The organism is Pseudohongiella sp. O18, assembly GCF_021729085.1.
GTDB lineage: Bacteria > Pseudomonadota > Gammaproteobacteria > Pseudomonadales > Pseudohongiellaceae > Pseudohongiella.
This window is the reverse complement of the sequence record NZ_JAJSAR010000002.1, coordinates 546,036-567,003: the sequence shown is the minus strand read 5'-3', so window position 1 is coordinate 567,003 and position 20,968 is coordinate 546,036. Positions and strand designations below refer to the sequence as shown.

19 protein-coding genes are annotated in these 20,968 nt (G+C 55.1%); 12 read left to right on the top strand and 7 right to left on the bottom strand.

Features of this window, described 5'->3' with window-relative positions:
• From prpC to LVD14_RS09935, 3 genes are read right to left on the bottom strand one after another with little or no spacing between them, the layout of a single operon-like run.
• Positions 1–1,131 carry a 2-methylcitrate synthase gene (gene prpC / locus LVD14_RS09945; protein WP_237133931.1) on the bottom strand — a complete coding sequence of 377 codons (1,131 nt, stop codon included), beginning with the start codon at positions 1,129–1,131 and terminating at the stop codon, positions 1–3.
• 53 nt (positions 1,132–1,184) lie between these two features.
• The gene (gene prpB / locus LVD14_RS09940) at positions 1,185–2,072 is read right to left on the bottom strand and encodes a methylisocitrate lyase (RefSeq protein ID WP_237133930.1); all 888 of its coding nucleotides are present in this window, start codon (positions 2,070–2,072) and stop codon (positions 1,185–1,187) included.
• A gap of 40 nt (positions 2,073–2,112) precedes the next feature.
• Entirely contained in the window at positions 2,113–2,787 is a 675-nt protein-coding gene (locus tag LVD14_RS09935; protein ID WP_237133929.1) for a GntR family transcriptional regulator, read from the bottom strand.
• Positions 2,788–2,966: 179 nt separating this feature from the next.
• Between LVD14_RS09935 and LVD14_RS09930 the strand changes: the two genes are divergently transcribed.
• The 4 genes from LVD14_RS09930 (at position 2,967) to LVD14_RS09915 (ending at position 7,927) form a co-directional block, all read left to right on the top strand.
• Positions 2,967–4,544: a M28 family metallopeptidase gene (locus tag LVD14_RS09930; RefSeq protein ID WP_237133928.1), complete on the top strand. Its 1,578-nt coding sequence runs from the start codon at positions 2,967–2,969 to the stop codon at positions 4,542–4,544.
• Between the two features lie 58 nt (positions 4,545–4,602).
• Complete coding sequence (locus tag LVD14_RS09925) at positions 4,603–5,037, top strand: hypothetical protein (protein WP_237133927.1); 435 nt, start codon at positions 4,603–4,605, stop codon at positions 5,035–5,037.
• 92 nt (positions 5,038–5,129) lie between these two features.
• Positions 5,130–7,430, top strand: a complete 2,301-nt coding sequence (gene mrcB, locus LVD14_RS09920; RefSeq protein ID WP_237133926.1) for a penicillin-binding protein 1B — start codon at positions 5,130–5,132, stop codon at positions 7,428–7,430.
• A complete protein-coding gene (locus tag LVD14_RS09915; protein WP_237133925.1) occupies positions 7,427–7,927 on the top strand; it encodes a tetratricopeptide repeat protein in 501 nt (166 codons plus the stop codon). Before mrcB ends, LVD14_RS09915 begins: the two co-directional genes overlap by 4 nt.
• Here LVD14_RS09915 and LVD14_RS09910 read toward each other — a convergent pair.
• Positions 7,908–9,230, bottom strand: coding sequence for a mechanosensitive ion channel family protein (locus LVD14_RS09910; protein ID WP_317622714.1), 1,323 nt, complete (start codon positions 9,228–9,230; stop codon positions 7,908–7,910). The two genes, LVD14_RS09915 and LVD14_RS09910, sit on opposite strands and share 20 nt — an antisense overlap.
• 192 nt (positions 9,231–9,422) lie before the next feature.
• On the opposite strand from LVD14_RS09910, the gene LVD14_RS09905 reads away from it, so the two are divergent.
• Positions 9,423–9,830 (top strand): hypothetical protein, encoded by a 408-nt coding sequence (locus LVD14_RS09905; protein ID WP_237133924.1) that lies wholly within the window; start codon positions 9,423–9,425, stop codon positions 9,828–9,830.
• A 96-nt stretch (positions 9,831–9,926) separates the two neighbouring features.
• Positions 9,927–12,245: a protein translocase subunit SecD gene (secD, locus tag LVD14_RS09900; RefSeq protein WP_237133923.1), complete on the top strand. Its 2,319-nt coding sequence runs from the start codon at positions 9,927–9,929 to the stop codon at positions 12,243–12,245.
• Between the two features lie 89 nt (positions 12,246–12,334).
• Here the strand turns inward: secD and LVD14_RS09895 are convergent, their stop codons facing one another.
• The gene (locus LVD14_RS09895) at positions 12,335–15,211 is read right to left on the bottom strand and encodes a TonB-dependent receptor domain-containing protein (RefSeq protein ID WP_237133922.1); all 2,877 of its coding nucleotides are present in this window, start codon (positions 15,209–15,211) and stop codon (positions 12,335–12,337) included.
• A 602-nt stretch (positions 15,212–15,813) separates the two neighbouring features.
• Between LVD14_RS09895 and LVD14_RS09890 the strand changes: the two genes are divergently transcribed.
• The 6 genes from LVD14_RS09890 (at position 15,814) to LVD14_RS09865 (ending at position 20,220) form a co-directional block, all read left to right on the top strand.
• Positions 15,814–16,194: an energy transducer TonB gene (locus tag LVD14_RS09890; protein ID WP_237133921.1), complete on the top strand. Its 381-nt coding sequence runs from the start codon at positions 15,814–15,816 to the stop codon at positions 16,192–16,194.
• Positions 16,195–16,328: 134 nt separating this feature from the next.
• Positions 16,329–16,925 (top strand): hypothetical protein, encoded by a 597-nt coding sequence (locus LVD14_RS09885; RefSeq protein ID WP_237133920.1) that lies wholly within the window; start codon positions 16,329–16,331, stop codon positions 16,923–16,925.
• Entirely contained in the window at positions 16,915–17,307 is a 393-nt protein-coding gene (locus LVD14_RS09880) for a transcriptional regulator (RefSeq protein WP_317622713.1), read from the top strand. The genes LVD14_RS09885 and LVD14_RS09880 overlap by 11 nt, the downstream gene beginning before the upstream one ends.
• A gap of 4 nt (positions 17,308–17,311) precedes the next feature.
• Positions 17,312–18,859 carry a DUF4153 domain-containing protein gene (locus LVD14_RS09875; protein WP_237133919.1) on the top strand — a complete coding sequence of 516 codons (1,548 nt, stop codon included), beginning with the start codon at positions 17,312–17,314 and terminating at the stop codon, positions 18,857–18,859.
• Between the two features lie 109 nt (positions 18,860–18,968).
• Positions 18,969–19,886 carry a YihY/virulence factor BrkB family protein gene (locus LVD14_RS09870; protein ID WP_237133918.1) on the top strand — a complete coding sequence of 306 codons (918 nt, stop codon included), beginning with the start codon at positions 18,969–18,971 and terminating at the stop codon, positions 19,884–19,886.
• Complete coding sequence (locus LVD14_RS09865) at positions 19,879–20,220, top strand: DUF503 domain-containing protein (protein WP_237133917.1); 342 nt, start codon at positions 19,879–19,881, stop codon at positions 20,218–20,220. The genes LVD14_RS09870 and LVD14_RS09865 overlap by 8 nt, the downstream gene beginning before the upstream one ends.
• 35 nt (positions 20,221–20,255) lie before the next feature.
• Here LVD14_RS09865 and LVD14_RS09860 read toward each other — a convergent pair whose 3' ends face one another.
• Both LVD14_RS09860 and LVD14_RS09855 read right to left on the bottom strand, forming a co-directional pair.
• Positions 20,256–20,579 (bottom strand): hypothetical protein, encoded by a 324-nt coding sequence (locus LVD14_RS09860; protein ID WP_317622712.1) that lies wholly within the window; start codon positions 20,577–20,579, stop codon positions 20,256–20,258.
• 2 nt (positions 20,580–20,581) lie between these two features.
• Positions 20,582–20,941, bottom strand: coding sequence for a PH domain-containing protein (locus LVD14_RS09855; RefSeq protein ID WP_237133916.1), 360 nt, complete (start codon positions 20,939–20,941; stop codon positions 20,582–20,584).
• Between the last annotated feature and the right edge of the window lie 27 nt (positions 20,942–20,968).

The window sequence follows — 20,968 nt, the reverse complement described above, 5'->3', positions numbered from 1 at the left end:
TCATCCCCGATTATCTATGGGTGTTACCTGGCGCGGTGCAGGGCCGGTGTATTCAGCGCTGGGTCGGATGATCCGATTGTCGGCGCGCTGTTCCATGACATGCGCTGCCCAGCCAGTCACTCGACTCATGACAAAAATGGGTGTAAACAGTTTGGTCGGAATACCCATGAAGTGATAAGCCGAGGCATGGAAGAAATCGGCGTTGCAGAACAGTTTCTTCTCACGCCACATGACTTCCTCGCAACGCACCGATACCGGATACAGCACCGTGTCACCGACGTCGTCGGACAGCTTTTTCGACCAGGCCTTGATAATGTCATTGCGCGGGTCAGATTCTTTATAAATCGCATGACCAAAACCCATGATCTTTTCCTTGCGCTCCAGCATACCCAGCATTTCCTGTTCGGCATGATCCGGATCCCGGAATTTCTCGATCATATCCATGGCCGCTTCGTTGGCGCCGCCGTGCAGGGGACCACGCAGCGAGCCGATGGCACCGGTGATACAGCTGTGCATATCAGAGAGGGTTGATGCACAGACACGCGCGGTAAATGTGGACGCGTTGAATTCATGTTCGGCATACAAAATCAGGGATACATTCATCACCTGTTCGTGCAGCGGTTTGGGTTTTTCCCCCAGCAACAAGTGCAGGAAATGCGCACCAATCGACTCATCAGTGGTCACCTCATCGACGCGCACACCATCGTGACTGTAGCGATACCAGTAGCAGATGATGGAGGGTAAAACTGCCAGCAGTCTGTCTGCGGCATGCCCCTGATCAGCAAACTTTTCTTCAGTTTCCAGGTTGCCCAGCATGGAACAGCCCGTTCGCATTACATCCATGGGATGGGCTTCTTTGGGGATTCGCTCCAGAACTTCTTTAAGAGCGTTTGGCAATCCACGCAGCGATTTCAAAGTAGACTGATATTCAGTGAGCTCAGCGCGGCTTGGCAGCTCCCCTTTCAGAATCAGATAGGCCACTTCTTCGAACAGGCAGTTCTCAGCCAGATCCTTGACGTCATAGCCCCGATAAGTCAGACCGGAACCGGACACTCCCACGGTAGACAGCGCTGTTTTTCCTGCAACCTGTCCACGCAGGCCGGCACCGCTCAGAATTTTTTTGTCAGACATAATTAAGTTTCCTCCCTGCTATTAAAACCATAGCTGGCATTTGGATGAAAAAGTCAGGATTTTTTCTGCTTGGCAAACAGCGCGTCCAGGTGCTCTTCGTAAACATGGTAATCAATACGATCGTAGAGCTCGGCACGTGTCTGCATGGTATCGACGACGTTCTGCTGCGTGCCGTCGCGCCGGATGGCGGTATAAACATTCTCGGCTGCCTTGTTCATGGCCCGGAAAGCTGACAATGGATACAGGACCAGCGAAACATCCACGCCCGCCAGTTCCTCTGTCGTGAACAGCGGCGTGGCACCGAACTCGGTAATATTGGCCAGTACCGGCACGTTCAATCGGTCTGTGAACCTGGCGTACATTTCCAGCTCGGTAATCGCCTCCGGAAACACCATGTCTGCACCCGCTTCGATGCAGGCCTCGGCGCGATCCAGAGCCGCTTCAAGCCCCTCTACCGCCAACGCATCGGTTCTCGCCATGATCACAAAACTGTCATCGGTGCGTGCATCCACAGCCGCCTTGATACGATCCACCATCTCTGCCTGTGTAACGATTTCCTTGTTAGGCCGGTGACCACAGCGCTTGGCACCCACCTGATCTTCGATGTGCATGGCAGCCGCGCCGAATTTAATCATCGACTTCACAGTTCGAGCCACGTTGAATGCACTGGCGCCAAAACCGGTATCGACATCGACCAGCAGCGGCAGATCGCACACATCAGTGATACGTCGCACGTCTGTCAAAACATCATCCAGTCCGGATATACCCAGATCAGGCAGCCCCAGTGACCCGGCAGCGACGCCACCACCGGAAAGATAAATGGCCTTGAAGCCGGCCCTTTTTGCCAGCAGCGCATGATTGGCGTTGATCGCACCAACAACCTGCAGCGGATGCTCCTCTGCGACTGCTGCACGAAAGCGTTGACCGGGTGTTGTCTGCATGTCCAGGACTCTCCTTTTGAGTTCTTTAACTGATTTTGTCTTATGGCTTTTCCAGATGCTGTTCGATATTGCGACGTGAGGCGCTGATGTGCCGACGCATCAGCAGTTCCGCCAGTTCACCATCGCGGTCGGCAATCGCCTCGATAATACGATGGTGCTCGGAAAACGCCTGCTGTGGGCGATCCGGAGTTGTCGAAAAACGATACCGGTACATGCGTACCAGATGATAGAGATCACTGCAAAGTAACTCATGCAACATGTGATTGCGGCTACCCTGTATGATCAGATAGTGAAGATCCAGTTCCCCTTCCTGCTGATAGTAGGATTCGTTGGTATGCAGGCCCGCGTGCTGCTCGTGTCTGGCCAGCACCTGACGCAGCCCCGCAATTTCCTCCTCGGTCATATGCTGAGCTGCAAGTCGACAGGCCATGCCTTCCAGCGCCTCCCGGACGTAGTACAGTTCAATCAGCTCAGCCACACTCAGCGATGCGACGCGAATGCCCGCGTGCGGAATCCTGACCACCAATCGCCGACCTTCCAGCCGCCGAATGGCTTCCCGCAGCGGGCCACGACCGATCCCGAAGGTATCACTCAGGTACTGCTCACTCAGGCGCGTTCCCGGCGCTATATCCCCTTTGACAATCGCAGTCTGGATGCGTTCAAAGGCACCGTCCGACAGGGTCTGGGAGCTGGATTGATGGGAACTGGAAACCATAGATTGTAGATAATCCTAATCTATTCTGACGATTATTGGCGTTTTCATGGCGAATACTGCGCCTGTTAGCCATCATTGTCAACAATCTGCCAATTGCGCAGTTGTATCACGCCAAGCAAGATAAGCGCTACAATACGCCTTACACGGAAACAATAATCACAATAACAGGATGAACTCCAATGAACCGGTACATTCACGCTTGTTCACCACTGCTCACTCTGATTTGCGTCGGCCTTGTCGGCACAGCACTGGCGCAGGAGGCATGGTACGGTCTGCCACTACCACCGACTTTCGCCCCTCATACCACCCCCGCCATAATTGGTATTCGCGGCCCGGCCCCGGCCGTTGTCCCCACCGAAGAACTCCAATTCAGCGAACTGTCAGGAGACCAATTGGCTTCGGACCTGAAGGCCATTGTGCAATTTTCAAAACAGAGCCTTATTGATCAGGAACTGGGCGGCAATCAGATGTGGGGACGCGTTGCCGGTTTCCCATCACTAACGGCAACTGCCAACTGGGTTTCAGACCAGTTCCAGCAATACGGGATCGAAGATGTCGAGGTACAGCAGGTCTCGCAGAATCCCGACAGCAGCCTGTGGCTGCCGCAACGCTGGGAGGTTCGCCTGCTGGCCAATGAGCATACTGTCGGTGATGATGTGGTGATGTCGACTGCAGTCGCACTGTCTCCATCATATATAGCGGGCGGTTCACTGCAGGCACCGCTGGTATACACGGGCAATGCGCGCCCTGCCGTATTGGAACATATCGATGTGCGCGGCAAAATCGCAGTGCAGCACATCACCCCGCAGGCCCACCTGGTATTCGAGCGCAGTCATGCCGTGCCGCGGGCTCAGGACCTGTTTGCCCGCGGCGCAGTTGCCGTTCTTAACATTATCGATCAGCCTGGCAATGAAATGGCGCGCGATCTGGCCAACTGCGGCGGCCCCTGTTTCAACGTGGGAGGCCGAGATGGTGTTTTCCTCAGCGCCGCACTCGACGCGGCAGCCTCGCAGGGACACAGCGGCACGCTACAGGCCCGGTTAAGCCTGCAGGCACAGGAATACAGCGGACTCGAGGCTGAAAACGTGATTGCTGTCATACCGGGCCAGTCAACCGAGACAATTGTAATCAATGCCCACATGGATGCCTGGTATGACGGGGCCGGTGACAATGGAGATGGACTGGCGGTGCTGATGGCTCTGGCGCAACACTTCTCCCGCGACGATGTCACACTGCAGCGCACACTGGTGCTGGTGGCCAGCGCTGGTCACCATACCCCCGGACTGAATGGCCCCAGTAATGCGGTCGCCATGAACCCGGACCTGTTTGACGAAGCGCTACTGATCTTTAATCTGGAACATGTTGCACAGCGCAACTTCTCGCCGGCCCGCAGCGTCCTGCCCGATGGCTATCGTGAGTTTATTGCTGACTCAGGTGAAGCGCCAATAGTCGCCGGCATCACCAACGAATCGGCTTTTCTTCAATCACTGTTTGATGCTGGCGTACAGCGTTATGGTGTCAACTTTGTGTCTGGCAACTCGGATATGGCCAGCGGCGAAGGCGGCGGCTACCGGCGCGCTAACGTGCCGATTGTCACCACCATGCAGGCACCACCGCTCTATCACACCAGCGGTGAGGTTGAGGAGGTCATTTCAGTGCCCGGCATGGAGCGAATGGCTCGCTTCATGGCCTGGTTTATCAAGCAGGTCGATACCGCCGATCGTGCCCGGATAAACCCGACAGGCAGCGGGGAATAAAGCCCCAGCTGTTCCGTTGACCTCTGGTAACTGACAATTCCAACCTGAGGTCAATGGTATGCAGCAGGAATTTCAATTTAAACGCGCCGAGTCAGGCGTTTATCAATGGCACCACTCGCGCTGGAGGCGGATATGCAGCCCGCTGGAAATCGTCTCATGTATTCGCCTGAATCTGCCGATGGCAACGCCACAGACCTGGCTAACCATCCGTTTTGAACTGCCAGATGGCAGCAGTCGACAGGCGCTGGTGCTCAAACATGTGATTGGCGACGATCACTTCTGGCCATTGCTGGGCGACTTTTATCAGGATGGATTCCAGGTGCAGAAGGGATGTGAGGAGTTGGTACAGCAATACCTGCTGCAGGCAATGGAAAATGTTCATCAATTTGAGCTGAATCACTCACTGCCCAGCAATCCCATACACTTGAGCAGTAACAACGGCCCGGCATGGGCTGGACTGTATCGACAATTTGTTGCTCCAAACTGCAGTTAATAGCGCTGGCTGACCGCCACCTTCAAAAAAATCCCATGGAACGAGTCCGAGCTGCATCGGTTTGCCCCATAGCACTGATATAATGAGCGTCTATGAGCCGTCTCAACACCAAACTCCCCTCCCTGCGCCGCCTGACCTTATGGACGCTTTTGATAGCGACCATTGTGTTTGTACTTTGGTGCATGTGGATTGATCGACAGATTCGCGAAAGCTTCAGCAGCCTGCAGTGGGCGCTGCCAGCGCGAATTTACGCGCGCCCAATGGAGCTTTATCCCGGCGCCAGTCACGCGCTTGATGAAGTACAGACTACGCTGCAGCAGCTGGGGTACCGCGAAGTTTCACAACTGAACAGACCCGGCGAATTTCGCCGCCTTGGACAGAGCCTGCAGATTCAGACGCGCGGCTTTGACTTCTGGGATGGCCCAGAGCCCACGCAGACACTGGCTGTGTTTTTCGCCGGCGACCGCATCACTTCACTGGAGCGCATTGGCGGCGGCGCTGTGCCCCTGGCCCGACTTGAGCCAGTTGAAGTGACACAGTTTAATCCTGATACTGGCGAGGACCGCCTGCCACTGGCGCTTGGAGACGTGCCTCTCGTTCTGATTGAAGCCGTGATAGCCGTCGAGGACAGCCGATTTTACGAACATCATGGTGTCGACCCCAAGGGCATTGCCAGGGCCATGCTGGCCAATATTCGTGCCGGTGGCATCGTCCAGGGTGGCAGCACACTGACCCAGCAGCTGGTGAAGAACCTCTACCTGCATCGCGACCAGACATTCAGGCGCAAGATAGAAGAAGCGTTGATGGCCGTAGCTCTGGATTTGCGATTCAGCAAAAATCAGATTCTGGAAGCTTATTTGAATGAAGTTTACCTGGGCCAGGATGGCAACCGGGCCATTCACGGCTTCGCTCTTGGCGCCCAGCATTATTTCAGCCGCCCCCTGACCCAGCTCAGTCTCGACGAACTTGCCCTGCTGGCAGGCATGCCGCGAGGCCCTTCTCTGTACAATCCGCGCCGCAACCCGGAGCGTGCAGTCAGCCGTCGCAACACCGTGCTGGCAAGAATGATGGAGGCCGGATATATCACCGAGGAGCAGCGGACGCAGGCGTCTCAGGCAGAGCTGGCGGTTACGCCACGACCAGCATACCGGGGCAATGGCTACCCCGCCTTTATGGAGCTGGTACAGCAGAACCTGGCCCGTGACTACGATTCAGCAGCACTGCGCACCGAAGGCCTGCGCATCTTTACCACGTTGGATCTTGCCATGCAGACCACGCTGGAAGCGCGTCTGGACAAAGCCGTAGCCGCAGTGCAACCAGCTGACGGCGACAATGGCCCGCTGGAAGCCGCTGTGGTGATTACGGATGCTACCAACGGTGATGTTCGGGCACTGGCGGGCGGACGCCGGGCGGGATATACCGGCTTCAACCGCGCGCTTAACGCTCGCCGTCAGATCGGCTCGCTGGTAAAACCGGCAACTTATCTGGCGGCACTTGAATCCGGTGCCGGTGACTATTCGCTGGCAACTGTGCTGTCTGATGCCAAGCGCGAGATCGAACTGGACAATGGCACTTACTGGTCGCCCAGCAATTATGAAAATCGCTACTACGGCGACGTCTATCTGTTTGACGCACTGGAGCGCTCTCTAAACCAGGCAACTGTCGACCTGGGGCTGAAACTGGGTCTGCCGGCAACCATAGACATGCTGCGCAGGCTTGGCTACAACGGCGACGTGGCAGCCTACCCCTCGCTACTGCTGGGCGCTGTGGATATGACTCCGATTGAAGTCGCACAGATGTACCAGACACTGGCCAGCGGCGGTTTCCGCACGCCCCTGCGCGCGGTCGAGGCCGTCATGACCGGCGACGGCCAACGCCTGCAGCGCTACGGTCTGGCGATTAAACAGGTCGCCAGCCAGCGCAGTATGTTCCTGCTGGAGCATGCCCTGCAGGGTGTGTTCAGTCGCGGCACTGCACGGACTGCTCAGAACACCATGCAGGCAAACCTGCCGCTGGCCGGAAAAACAGGTACGACCAATGACCTGCGTGACAGCTGGTTTGCCGGTTATGGTGATGATCTGGTGGCGGTAGTCTGGCTTGGTCATGATAACAACGGCACTACAGGACTCACCGGCGCCACAGGCGCGCTAAAAGTGTGGAGCGATATCATGAGCTCCCTGCGCATAGAGCCCAGAACAACAGCGCCACCTCCGGACATTGAGTGGCGCCAGGTCTCTCAAAATGCGGTACGCGACCCTGCCTATCGCCAGTGTCAGGACAGTGTGCTGCTGCCCTTTGCTGAAAGCCGCCCACCGGACCGTGCGGTTGATTGCGAGGATAACGGATCTTTGTTTAACAGAGTGCTTGATCGCTTCAGGGTGTTCAACCCATGAACTTACGTTCTGGCCTGTTGATCGGCACCCTGTTACTCGCAGCCTGTGCATCACCCCAAAGGCAATCGCCTGCACCTGTGGAGCGCAGTCAGCCATCATTGACGGGGGCATCGGCAGCAGATTCGATATCTGAGTCACCCGGCCCGGTCCGTTCAGGAGACGGCCAGGCAGATTCCCAGGGTGGTTTTGTTGGTCCCACACCCCCTGCCCCGTCAGACACTCGTGCCACTCCCACATCCACACTGATGGCCGGCATTAACAGCGCAGTAGACACGGGAGAACTTGAGCGTGCCGCAGCGATTGCAGAGCGCGGTTTAAGAATTGATCCGCGCGACGCCAGCATTTGGCTGAGTCTGGCAAATGTCCGGTTACTACAAAACCGGACTGCCGAAGCAACTGCACTGGCGCAAAGAGCGCTTCGCGAAGCCGGCAACGATATCCGCCTGCGTCGCGAGATTCAGGACTTTCTGGATCGGGTCACTGACGATCGTCGTTGAGTGACTGCTTATTTAACACGCGCACTTCGCGCTGCGGGAACGGTATGACAAAGCCATGTTCGCGCATGGTGTCATAGATCAACAGCATCAGATCGCCACCGACACGGTTTCTGCCGTCGTCGATTCCTTCCATCCAGAACTCAACAAACATGTTGACGCCTGAGTCTCCAAAGCCATCAATCTCACAATCGGGTCGCTCTTCAAGTGGAATGTCGTCACCACTGAGAACCTGAGGATGACTGGCCACTGCCGCCTTGATGACCTCCACCAGCTTGTGAATATCGGAGTCATAGGCAACCGAGAAATCGACCCGGTATCGCTGTTTCTGATTCTTGTGCGTCCAGTTGGTGAAGCTTTCGGTAACGAACTTTTCGTTGGGCACCATGATGTCTTTGCCATCATAGGTTTCCAGTGTGGTTGACCTGAGTGTCAGCTCACGAACCACACCGGTACGTCCGTCTTCGAGTTCAATGTAGTCACCCAGTGAAATCGAGCGATCCAGCAAAATGATGATGCCGGAGATAAAGTTGGAAGCAATGGCCTGCAGGCCGAAACCGAGACCCACACCTACCGCACCACCGAACACCGCCAGCGCAGTCAGGTTGATGCCCATGATCTGCAGCAGCAGCAGGAAGATGACAAAGAAGATGGTCACCTGCAGCAGTTTGGCAGCGACTTCCTTGGCCCGGAAATCAAGCTTCTCCTGACGGCGGATGATTTCCTGTCCGGTATTGTTGGACAGACGTCCCAACCAGAACAGAATGGAACCGAATAGCAGCACGCGGACGACGCCGTAGGCAGAGATCTGAATGTTGCCCAGCGTTACCTGCATGGATTCAAGAATCGAAATCAATGGCCCCAGCCACTCCACTGAATACAGGAACACCAGCGGCAGTCCGGCCCAGCGGAACACAAAGGCAATGAATTCATTGCGAACATGATCACGAATGATGGCGTTGTAGACCAGCAGCATGGCAATGACCAGTGCCACTTTTACCAGCCAGGATTGACCAATCAGCGACGCACTGAGCTCAACAGCAAATCCCAGTGCCAGGATGCTCAGCAACGGGAACATCAGGTTACCGATATGGCCTGCAGCGCGACGCAACGGGCTCAGTGGAGCATCTGGTGGGGCTTCCGCAAATGCAGGTAAATAGGCACGCAGACGGTTGGCAAAAAAGAATGCAAATGCATAGATCAGCATCACCAGCGCGAGCTGCGCATAGGTTTCTGTTTGCAGAAGAACCAGCAGTATCTGGTCACTAAGCGTGATCAGACGCTGATAGATTGATTCGAGATCCAAACGATAGGCCCCATCAGTATGTACGAGAGATTAAAATCGACAATGAAATCTAACCAACCTGGCTCAACTAATCAATCGCCAGCGCAGCGAAAGCCATTGGCGAAGGCAGCTGTACAACCAGGTGTGCGGCGACAAAAATTCCGACCATGGCTCTTGCTGTTCCTTCGTGACAGGCGTATAAGGAGGCTGCAAGTGTCCGTGATGTCTGGCATTGTGCCAGTCGGTCAATGGCAACCTGCAATTCAGGATATTCGTGCTGTGACTTTGCTCCGCCACATGTTGTCTGTTCAGCTGTTGATCTGCTCGCTGCTATTGTCAGTGGGAATCAGCCTGCCTGCTGCCGGCAGTAACTCGATCGAACGCCAGAGTGGCGACACCCTGGAGCGGCTGACTTCGACACAGCTGGCGATCTCGCCAAACGCTCGTACTGTGCTGTCCGGCATGCCCGGCGATACAGACAGTGACGACAATCCGGCCACGCTCGACCAAGCAGCACTCAGCTATCTGAGAACCACTACTGCTGGTTTCGTCGCTACCACTGCTGCCGATCGTAGTCGTAACTCCTCTTCTCAACAGGCGCGCGCGCCGCCAATCCGATAACCCTGTAAACATCTTTTTCTTCTTTGATGTAACCGGCTGCCGTCACAGTTGTTGATTCAGTTCAACTGCGTTTCGCGTCAGCCACAGGAGTTATCCATGACTACTTCGCTTCACAAGCGCACCCTGTGGTACGCATTTATCATCATACTGGGCCTGCTCAGTGCCCTGCCCAATGTATTGCCTGAGTCGGTGAGTAATAGCCTGCCGACTGCTTACCAGAACAACACAGTCAAACTCGGCCTGGACCTGCGCGGCGGCTCTCAGCTGCTGCTGGTAGTGGACACCCAGGAGATCTACAGCGACCGCGACGAGCTTAGCGCTGATGCGCTGCTCGATGATGTCGTTAACCAGAGCATTGAGGTCATTCATCGTCGGCTGGATGAGACCGGCATGGTTGAACCCAGCATCACCCGACAGGGACGTGATGGCATACTGGTGCAGCTGCCGGGCGTTGAAGATCCGCAACAGGTCCGTTCGCTGCTGGGTACGACGGCACAAATGAGTTTCCATTGGGTGGCCGAGCCGGGCAATAGAAATGTAATGACGCTGCCTGATCAGGCGGATCCCGCACAGAACTATCGCCTGGAACGCAAAGTGGCGATGGAAGGCAAACATGTGCGCGATGCGCGCATGGCCATGCAGCCACAGACCAACCTGCCAGTTGTCAACTTCACACTGGACCAGGAAGGCGGCCGCATATTCGGCGACATGACACGTCAGAATGTTGGCCGGGCTCTGGCCGTTGTGCTCGACGGTGAGGTTGTGACTGCACCCGTCATACGCTCCCCCATCACGGGTGGCAGCGGGGAGATCAGCGGTCAGTTTACGGCCGTGGAGGCGGGTGAACTGGCCATGCTGCTGCGTGCTGGCGCCTTACCCGCGGCGCTGGAAATTGTCGAGGAACGCACTGTAGGCCCCAACCTGGGCAGTGACGCCATCAGCATGGGTATTGTTGCTGGCATCTTCGGTGCCGCACTGGTGCTGGTGTTCATGTTGTGCAGCTACGGCAGCTGGGGTCTGATTGCCTGGCTGGGACTGGGCATCAATATGGGACTGGTGTTCGGCATTCTCAGCCTGCTGGGAGCCACACTTACGCTGCCCGGTATTGCCGGCCTGATTCTGGTGCTGGGCATGGCTGTCGATGCGAATATTCTGATCAACGAACGGATCCGCGATGAGGCACGTCAGGGCAAAGGTGCCTGGCTGTCTCTGGATAATGGCTTCCGTCGCGCCTACGGCACCATCCTGGATTCCAATATCACAACGCTGATCGCCATCAGCCTGCTGTTCATGATGGGCTCTGGCCCGATACGCGGATTTGCGGTCACCATGGGCATAGGTCTGCTGACATCGCTGTTTACTGCTGTCGCTGTAAACCGCGTCATGATGGAGTGGGTAGTGCGACGCAGGGCGCGACAAGCTTTGATCATTCGCGGACTGCCGATGCTGGATAAATTTGGTGATCAGTTCAGCAGTGGCCGTCGTGTCATCCGCTTCATGAAGGCTGGTACCACCGGACTGATAGTGTCAGCCGTCCTGTCCATTGCCTCTCTGGGGCTGATGGCCAAACCTGGCCTGAATTACGGTATCGATTTCAGCGGTGGTGCATTGCTGGAAATCCGAACTCCGGACACCTCCATCGAAACCCTGCGTACGCAGCTGGCTGACGCCGGCCTGGTGGATATCAGTGTTCAGGCACTATCGGGAGACCGTGAACAGTCGTGGCTGCTGCGACAGGCGATACATGAAAATATCGACGGCGGCAGTCAGATGGAAACACTACGGGGCACCGTCAATTCAGTCCTGCCTGAGGCAAGCATTGACCGAGCGGAACTGGTGGGCCCTCGCGTCAGTGGCGATTTCACTGACATGAGTATTCTCGCGGTAATGCTGGCAGGTGCCGGCATGTTGCTGTACCTGTGGTACCGCTTTGAAAACCACTTTGCCATGGCTGCTGTGCTGACAATTGCGCTGGACCTGACCAAAACTATCGGCTTTTTTGTACTGACTGGCATTGAGTTCAACCTGACGGCTATCGCTGCCCTGCTCGCTCTGATCGGCTATTCGGTCAACGACAAAGTGGTGGTCTTCGACCGGATGCGTGAAAGTATGCGTGCCCGTCCTGATCAGCCGCTGGAGCAGATTGTGAACCGCAGCATCAGCGCAACGCTGACCCGGACTACTTACACCTCACTGAGCACACTGGTGGCTGTTCTGCCGATGGCAGTAGCAGGTGGCAGTGCAGTAGCCAGTTTTGCGGTGCCCATGCTCTTCGGTATTGTTGTCAGCACCAGCTCATCAATATTTATAGCAGCACCTATCGTGTTGTTGCTGGGACGTCGCAGACAGCGATTGGGTCTGCCGCAGCTACGTCCACTGGAGTCGGCACGCACACAATTGCCGCATCAAGTCTGAGTGGCTCGACCTGTCATGTAAGGGCCCAGAACGGTAAAAAAAAACCCCGGCAGTGCCGGGGTTTTTTTTGCTTACTGGATGCGATCCGCTTAGAAGTTAGGCGTCCAGTCCAGGCTCAGCCAGAATTGACGGCCGAACGGTGTCTGCAAACGTGTTTCCATACCACCGAGTTGCGGCAGCGGCTGGGCACGCTTGTCGAACAGGTTGGTAACACCCAGGCTGAGAATCACTTCACTGTCGTAGAAATTGTCAAACGCATAAGAGTACTGCGTGTTGAACAAGGTCTGCGAAGAAATGTAATCCGGGGCTGTCAGGCCCGTGGTGTACGCGAAGAACGAACCATCGGTGCTGACACGGTCCTGGAAGTTGGCTGTCAGGGACGCACTGTGTGCTCCCAGGAACCAGTTCAGTCGCATATTGGCTTTCAGCTTGGGCAGTGGTGGCACAATACCGCTGTCACCGTTCTGACGACCACGGGCATCGCTCACCTGACCAGACAGATCCACGTACTCATACTTGGTAAAGTATGAAGCGGTAGCCGTGGCAACAAAGGTACCGAAGTCGTCCGTCGGGATGCGGTAGCGCCCTTTCACGTCCACCAGATCGATCATCACCTCTGCTACGTTTGCGGCGTTGCGAACGGTCTTGACGATCTGCTGGTTGTTCGGATCACGCTGGATGCCAGGACCAGTCAGCGAACCCTGTGCGGCCAGCCATGCATTGGCAGCCTGACGCGTTGCAGAGCCAGGTGTCGCATCGTAGCTGCTTTCAGTTTCGCCAATCGCATTCAGCATCTCGGCAAACTGCAGCTCAACTGCATCTACTGTGCTCAGCTCACGAATACGGTCTTTATATTCGATGGTCTGATAATCCACACTCAGGCTCAGCTCATCAGTTGGTTCCCAGGTAAAGCCTGCGTTCCAGATTTCTGATGTCTCAGGACGAATGGCCGGATTACCTGATGAGCACGACTGCGTGCCTGCCAGACTGTTACCAGTGATCGGGTCAGTTCCGGCAAAAACTTCACCACAGTTCTCGTTCGGGTTGAACGGACGATTGGTGCCCGGCTCTGGAGCCAGGAAACTTTCGCCCCAGGACAGACGGAAAGCCAGATCGTGACGTGCTTCCCAGCGCAGTGCCACTTTTGGAGTTGTCGTCTCGATGTCCTGATCTGTAAACTCTTCATGACGGGCAGCGATCTGAGCGGAGATGGTCTCGTAAAGCGGTACTTCAAACTCTACGAATGCTGCGTTTACGCGATCATCGTAGTCAGTCGGCTCAGGCGGTGCATCCGTGATAGAGCTGTTATAGTTCTGCCCCAGCATTGAGAAGGGGTTCGGAGTTGTGCGGACGCGCGCGTCACGACGCTGCAGGCCGACCGCCGCCTGTGCAGGACCGAATGCCGTCTGGAATATCTCGCCTGTCGCCATGGTCTCAAAGATTTCCAGGTTGTTGCGGCTGACTTCACGCTGATTCTGGATCTCATACAACCAGTCAACCAGTTCCTGACTGTTATCTGTGACACCTGCCTCATAGAATGGCGATCGTGGATCAGCTGAACCGAAGGGGTTGAACCATTCATCACCATTTGGACCACCCTGCCCCAACAGTGCTGCCTGCAGACGTGGCAGAACCATGGTACGGGTATCCACACTGCGACGCGTTTCCTGGTGCGTGTAGTAGGTATAACCTGTCCAGGTATCGGTCATGTCATAACGCGCGCTGAACCGGTTGGAGTCCGTGTAGTAACGGTAATCCTGCACCTCACGACCGTCGTCTTTCAGGAAGGAAGGCTGTGTGCCGGCCAGACCATTGAAAGGACGCCAGTTGCGCGGTACCACATCAAAACCCCATGGGTTGGCCGGGTGACTTTCTGGCACCAGCAGTGCAAACCGGTTGTTGGTGGTGTTTGCCAGGCTGGCAGAGGTGTTATAACGCGACTCACGGTAGTTGTAGCTGGACTGCCACTCGAGCTGAAGCCAATCGTTGGCGTCCCAGGTCAGGTTGTTAAACAGCGTGTAGTCGACATTGCCACGGGCATAGTCATGCTGAGGACCGTAGTGGTAGAGACAGGTGGTTGAACCCAGCGGCTGACCACTCGGGAACGCACCAGGCTTGGTCTTGTCGGTATTACCCTCATTGAAGGTACCACAAGACGGATCACGCAACAGTCCACCAACACCGGCATCACCGATCCCACCTGCAGCACGCTGGAAGGAGCCAGGTGTACCTGTGGATGTTTCCGAAATGTCGTAGTACAGGTATTCAGGGCGTTCGGTGCGCAGAACTGGTGTCTTTTTGGATGCTTCGAAGGCCGCTACCCAGTTGACATCATTTCGGAAAGAACGACCAAACATCAGTGCCAGCTTGGGCTCTTCGTAGGAGGTTTCTTCGTCAGTCTGGTAGTAACTGCGAACGCGCAGACCATCAAATTCTTTGATCGGAATCAGGTTGACAACGCCCGCCACGGCATCAGAGCCATACAAAGCGGAACCACCGTCGAGAACGACTTCCAGTCGCTCCATGGCAATGTCGGGCAGCAAAGATGCTACAGCACCATCGTTTACAGAGCGTGTTCCATCAACCAGCGTCAATGTGCTGTTCACGCCCAGGCCGCGCAGATTGAAGCGCGCAGCATTGGAATCCTGCTGACCGTTTTGAGTTGAGTTGACGTTGGCGACAACGTCAGTATTTTGAGTATATGGCAGGTCTCGAATGTATTGACCCATGGCCGGTGCACCGGACTCAAGCAGGTCAGCCTGAGTAACAGTGTTGACAGGAGAGGCGCCTGCAAACGCGCTGTTCCTGATATAAGAGCCAGTTACCACAACTTCTTCAAGTTCCGGTGCGTCAGACTGCGCCGATGCCATCAGAGGCAATGCAGATGACGAAGCAATACATGCAGCGATCAAATGCCGGAGTGCATTTTTTTTGCTGCGCTTGAAATCATTCTTGAAATTATACATGGCTTCTCCCTAGAAAGATGACTCCGACTGCTTATGGGACAATGACCCATTTCCAATCGAAGCGCGGGATTTTAGCCAGAGAGCAAATCTTTTCAAGCAATGTATAAAATCGTAACGAATTCTCCTGAAAATGGGTAGATTTTGCCACTTATACCGACACAGAGAGTATGTCCAGACACTGACTGACTCGGTCTACCGTCGTGTAAAAGGTATATTGACAAACGCCTGATAAACGGCTAAACAGATAGAAAAAGTCCAAAGGAGACTGGACCTTGAACAAGCCAAGGAAGTCAGGCCGGGGACGCTACATCCTCACTCTGGCGCTGCTATTCGCGGCACAAACGGTAATGTCGACGACCTCTTCAGCTGACGCTGATCAAAACGTCACATCTCCAGCTCACATCGGTGAGCACGCTGAGTTGATTGCCACCCGACTCTCCCGTTTAAAGTTTGAGTATGACGAAAGCCTGCTCGTCCGATGCGCTGGGCGCGTGCGTACTTCCGGACAACTCGCGAATCTTGTTTGCTACCCAACCGATGAATCACCGCACACTGCGCGACGAGTGATTCGATTGATAAACACTACCATGCAAAACAGACGCATGACCGCTGCCCGTTTGAATGGGCAGCTTGTAGAGGTGTGGGTGAACTTTTCAGTCCTGCTGGAGAAGACCGGCAATAATCAAAGCGCTCGGATTTATAACCACCATTTTCTAAACACCAATACTCTGGGCACTGAATATATCTCGGCCCAGCGGGTTGCCACTGAAACATGGTTCTGTTTTCAAAGGCGTTTCGCTGAAGTCGTCAGGGCACGTGTTGACGCAAACGGCATGGCACATGATATTGATATATCGAATGGTTCTCTCAACGACGCCTGCAAACGCAACGTGCTGTCAGCGGTTGATCAGAGCAGATTCATCCCTGCTTTTGTGGGCGACACAGCAGTTTCCTCCCACTACGTCGAAGTATTTTATAACTAATGGACTGGACAGGATCTCTCAACTGAATCCTGGACCATTCCACAACACTCCCCAGCCCTGATAACAGATAGCTCTTGCGGCCATTAACTTTATACTATAAAGTTCTTTCATAGCTTCCACTCCCAAACGCTATCATGACCAAAACAGTGAAATCCGGTACGCCCACCCGCCTCGCCGACCACGCTGAGGAAAACCTGCGATTCATCCGATCAACTATCGAGCATGCCGGTGTTTTTACCGGCATTTCCGGCATTGGCTACCTGCTGACCGGATTGACAGCACTGGTTGCGACGTGGGTCGCTGCCCCTTATGCGCCAGAACCTCGCGTCAGCATCTGGATGAGTGAACTCCTCATCGCTACCTGCCTGGCGACCACATTCACTGTCGTGAAGACTCGACGTCAGGGCCGCTCTTTGCGCATGGCCACTACACGCAAGCTGTTGGGCGCTTTCTTACCAACAATGATTGCCGGCGGATTGCTGACACTCGCAGGCTATATCCACGGTTTTCATGCGCTGTTGCCAGGCATCTGGCTTACCTTGTACGGCGCTGCGGTGATGACAGCGGGGGCATGGTCCGTGCGTGTACTGCCACTAATGGGCAGCCTTTTTATTGCGCTGGGCAGCGTTGCACTGCTGATACCAGACGCCGGCAATACACTGATGGGTACAGGGTTCGGCGGCCTGCACTGCATTTTTGGTTTTATTATCTGGAGGCGCTATGGCGGCTAATCGAAAACAAAAACCTGTCAGCGATCAAACAATCGGCCCTATCACGACATCCCGTGCCCATTCATCTGCAGCAGGCAACGGCGCCGCTGCAGGACAACTGGACAACCTGATTCATGAGCGCAGTCGTCTGGCCATCATCAGTACACTGGCTGTCCATGACTGCTTGAGTTTCAGTGAATTGAAAGAACTGCTGGAGCTATCGGACGGCAACCTCAGTGTGCAGGCTCGAAAACTTGAGGAGGCTGGATACCTGAGCTGCCACAAGCAGTTTGTTGGCCGTACACCGCGCACCGAGTTTACGCTTACAGACACAGGTCGTACCGCATTAAAGCGCTACGTATCTCACATGGAAGCCCTGATCCGGGCAATGAAACAGGAGTAGCGACATGACAATTCTGGATCCCACAGGTTCAATGTCAGCCAAATACGGCTCTCCGGTCACAGGTGACTCGCGCCAATCAAGAGACGCACGATCATCCACGTCCGACATGGTTGCGCTTCTGAGCGCCGGCCTGGTATGCGGCCTGGCACTTCACTGGCTGGTCTGGGATCAACTCCCGGGTGGACTGGGCCTGCCTGTGTGGAGCGCGCTGGCCAGTGCGACCGTATGCTGGCTCAATCGACACCAGCCAAAGGCGTGGCGTCTGGAGCTTGGCATTTGGTCTGTGGTCATGGTGTCAGCGGCAGGGCTGGCTGTGTTGCGGGCATCCCCTGCAGTCATTCTGCCCATGTATCTGGTCATGCTGCTAAGCCTGGGGCTGGTGTACTACAAGACACATGTTGATGCTCTGGCTAATGCAAGACTGCCAATGCTAATCAAAGCTGCCTGGCGATTTCCGGCACAGATTGTTATGGGCATCCTACCACCCATCGACACGCTTTTGCACCAGTCACATCATAACAACCCGCGTGTTCGGGCTGTGCTGCGCGGCGCACTGTTTGCCGCTCCGTTGCTGATTGTTTTTGTCATGCTGTTTGCCTCCGCCGACGCACTAGTTGGCCAGCAACTGGAAAAGCTGACGGCCCGGCTGGGTCAAATTACACCCGTTACCCCTTTTGTCAGTCTGGTACTGATCGTGCTGACAACTGGCGTTCTCAGTTGCACGCTGTTACGCGATCAAAACAAATCTTCAGGCGCCGCAACGGAATCCGTGCCTGGCACAGCACACAGCTGGTTGCGACTTGGCGCGGAAGAAACAGCAATCATCATGGGCTCCATTGGGCTATTGTTTATCGCCTTTGTGGCCCTGCAGGCGTTCTATCTATTTGGCGGATATGACGTGATTGTAGAACGCGCCGGGCTGACACTGGCCAGTTACGCACGTCGCGGTTTTTTCGAACTGCTGCTGGTTGCAGGTCTGACACTGGCGCTGCTGATGACCATGGCATCAACTGAGTGCCACCAAACCCTGTTTCGTCGTTTCGGCGCAGTGCTCATTGGCTGTGTCCTGCTTATGCTGGTATCCGCACTGCTGCGCCTGTCACTCTATATTGAACATTTCGGGATGACATTGTCGCGTATGATGGCGCTCGCCGCGTTGGGATGGCTGGGGGGAGCACTGATCTGGTTCGCCACGACAGTTCTGCGCGGCAATTCACGGCACTTTCTGTCAGGATTGCTCTATGGCGCCATTACTATCATGTTGCTATTCGCCGCATCCAATCCCGCCGCTCGGGTTGCTCATATCAATATTCACCTGGCCCATGAGCGGCGGGTTCCGCTTGATGACGGCTACCTGATGCGACTCGGCGCAGATGCGTTACCCGCATACACCCGTTATCTGGAGGCGACCATCGCGCCCCGTTGGGCATCCTGCTCAGTTGCGGCTAACTGGCCAGCGTATCTGGATCCGGCGGCTGGTGACTGGCAGGAATGGAATCTGGCACGCGAGCGAGCCCAGGGGATTATCAGGACTGCCCAGAACAATTGCTGAGCCTGTGCGCAACTCAACCCCAGCTAGAGCTATCGAATCCAGTCAAAGTTTGCAAGCCTGCGCGCCAGCCGTCACACTGTAGGCAGCTGGCACGTAAGAGGATGCACCCATGGATACTTTGCGTTATGGCTGGCGGCTGTTGATCGATGCCGGCAAGTTATGGCTGGAATGCAATGCTTTCAGTTACGCCGGTTCACTGGCCTTTTACACACTGTTCTCACTGGCACCCACGCTTATCATCGCTGTATCGGTCGCCAGTGTCGTATTGGGTGAGGCGGCTGCTCAAGGACAGATCGTTGCCGAATTTCAGTCTGTCATGGGCGACGATGCGGCCAGTCTGGTCGAAGAAGCAGTAGCCAATTCACGTATTGAAGCAAGCGGCATATTGCCAACGATTGCCGGTATGGCAGCGTTGATGGTGGGTGCCACAACTGTATTTGCGCAGCTCCAGTATTCGCTTAACGATATCTGGGGCGTCAAACCCAAACCTTCGCGTAACAGTTTTTTCCTGTTTCTGCGCAAACGGTTTTTCTCCCTGATGCTGGTCGTCTCGATAGGTTTTATCCTGCTCGTCTCCCTGGTGCTGGGGGTAGTGCTGCGCGCCATGCTGGATTTTACCGTGCAGCTTCTACCAGCTGTGGAGATGCTGATCAGCAGTGCCGAGGCGGTGCTCTCATTTGTAGTTATCACGCTGCTGTTCGCAGCCATATTTAAAGTTCTGCCTGATGTCGTGCTGGGGTGGCGCCAGGTGTTGATCGGAGCAGTCGTCACTGCGCTGCTGTTTTCACTCGGTCGCTTCGGTATTGCAAGCTACCTGGCCTATCAGGCTCCTGACTCTACTTACGGTGCAGCAGGCGCCATTGTGCTGATTCTGATGTGGGTCTACTATTCCTCGCTGATCCTGCTGTTCGGTGCCGCGTTCAGTCGCGTGCATCTGCTTGCCAGGGGGCAGGAAATAAAGCCGCGCGCGGCCGCCGTGCGCATCAATTCTGATACCAGTCAACCAGGAAGCAGTAGCGATGTCTGAAGCATTTCGCAAGCTTATGGCGGCCCGCCAGCCAGTGCCAACGGCAATCACCGTGCCGGTTGGTGTCATGTCCCTGCACTTTCAGCTTTATGGTGTCAGTGATTTAAAAGAGAAGCGACGCGTGTTCGCGCCAATGCGTTCGATCTGGGGTAAACAGCCCGAGGTGGCCGTTGCCGAAAGCGGCGATTTTGATGCCCTGGACAGCGCAGTATGGAGTGTTGTTACTGTGGGTGGCACTCCCTCTGAAATCAATGCACGCCTCGATCAGATCGAAAAGGCAATTGCCCAGCACATAGATGCACCCGTGCTGGAAGTGCACCGGGAAATTCTTTAGTGTATCGAGCTAATGATGATCGACTGAGAAATGGCCTAGAAAATCCAGGCAATCATCAACCACAAAATGAGGAAAAACAGCAAAAAGCCAGGCATCACAAACTGCACTTCCCCGATCAGTCCATCCCCAGACGACAGTGTAAACACTATCATCAGTACGACCGACACAAAAAATGCAATGATTGCTGCGGTGCGCAGTCCCACACCCGGAGCCAGCTGCGTCGCAACAATATCAGAAAGACTGGGCAGCAGTAACAGCACACCCACGGCCAGCACGATAAGCAATGACACCAGCACAGCAGCAATACGCCGCGACTCCTTTTTATCTTTGTTATCCGTTTCACCCAGAGGCGCTCTCATGATCAGACCAGCTCTCTGACTTTGTTCGGATCGGGCATACCCTTTGCGATGATCTCGGGGTTATCTCCAGCTGTGTAGATAGCGATGGTGCCCACCCCAAATATACGATCGAAGAAACTTTGTTTGACACGCACCGTGCGAATACTGCTGAGAGTGACCTCCGAATGTTCTTTGTTCAGCAACCCGGTTTCATAAATGATCTCGGTATCTGTCACTGTCAGTCGCGCTGCCTTGGTCTGCAAATACCACCACAGCAGAATGAGGATGCCGACGCCAAACACCGGAATCAGCAACACTGAGATTACAAAGCCAATCGGATTATTCTTGAACATTGCCGGATGGCTTGAATATTTCGCGGTCATCTAGGTCTCTCCAAATAAGTTATGACG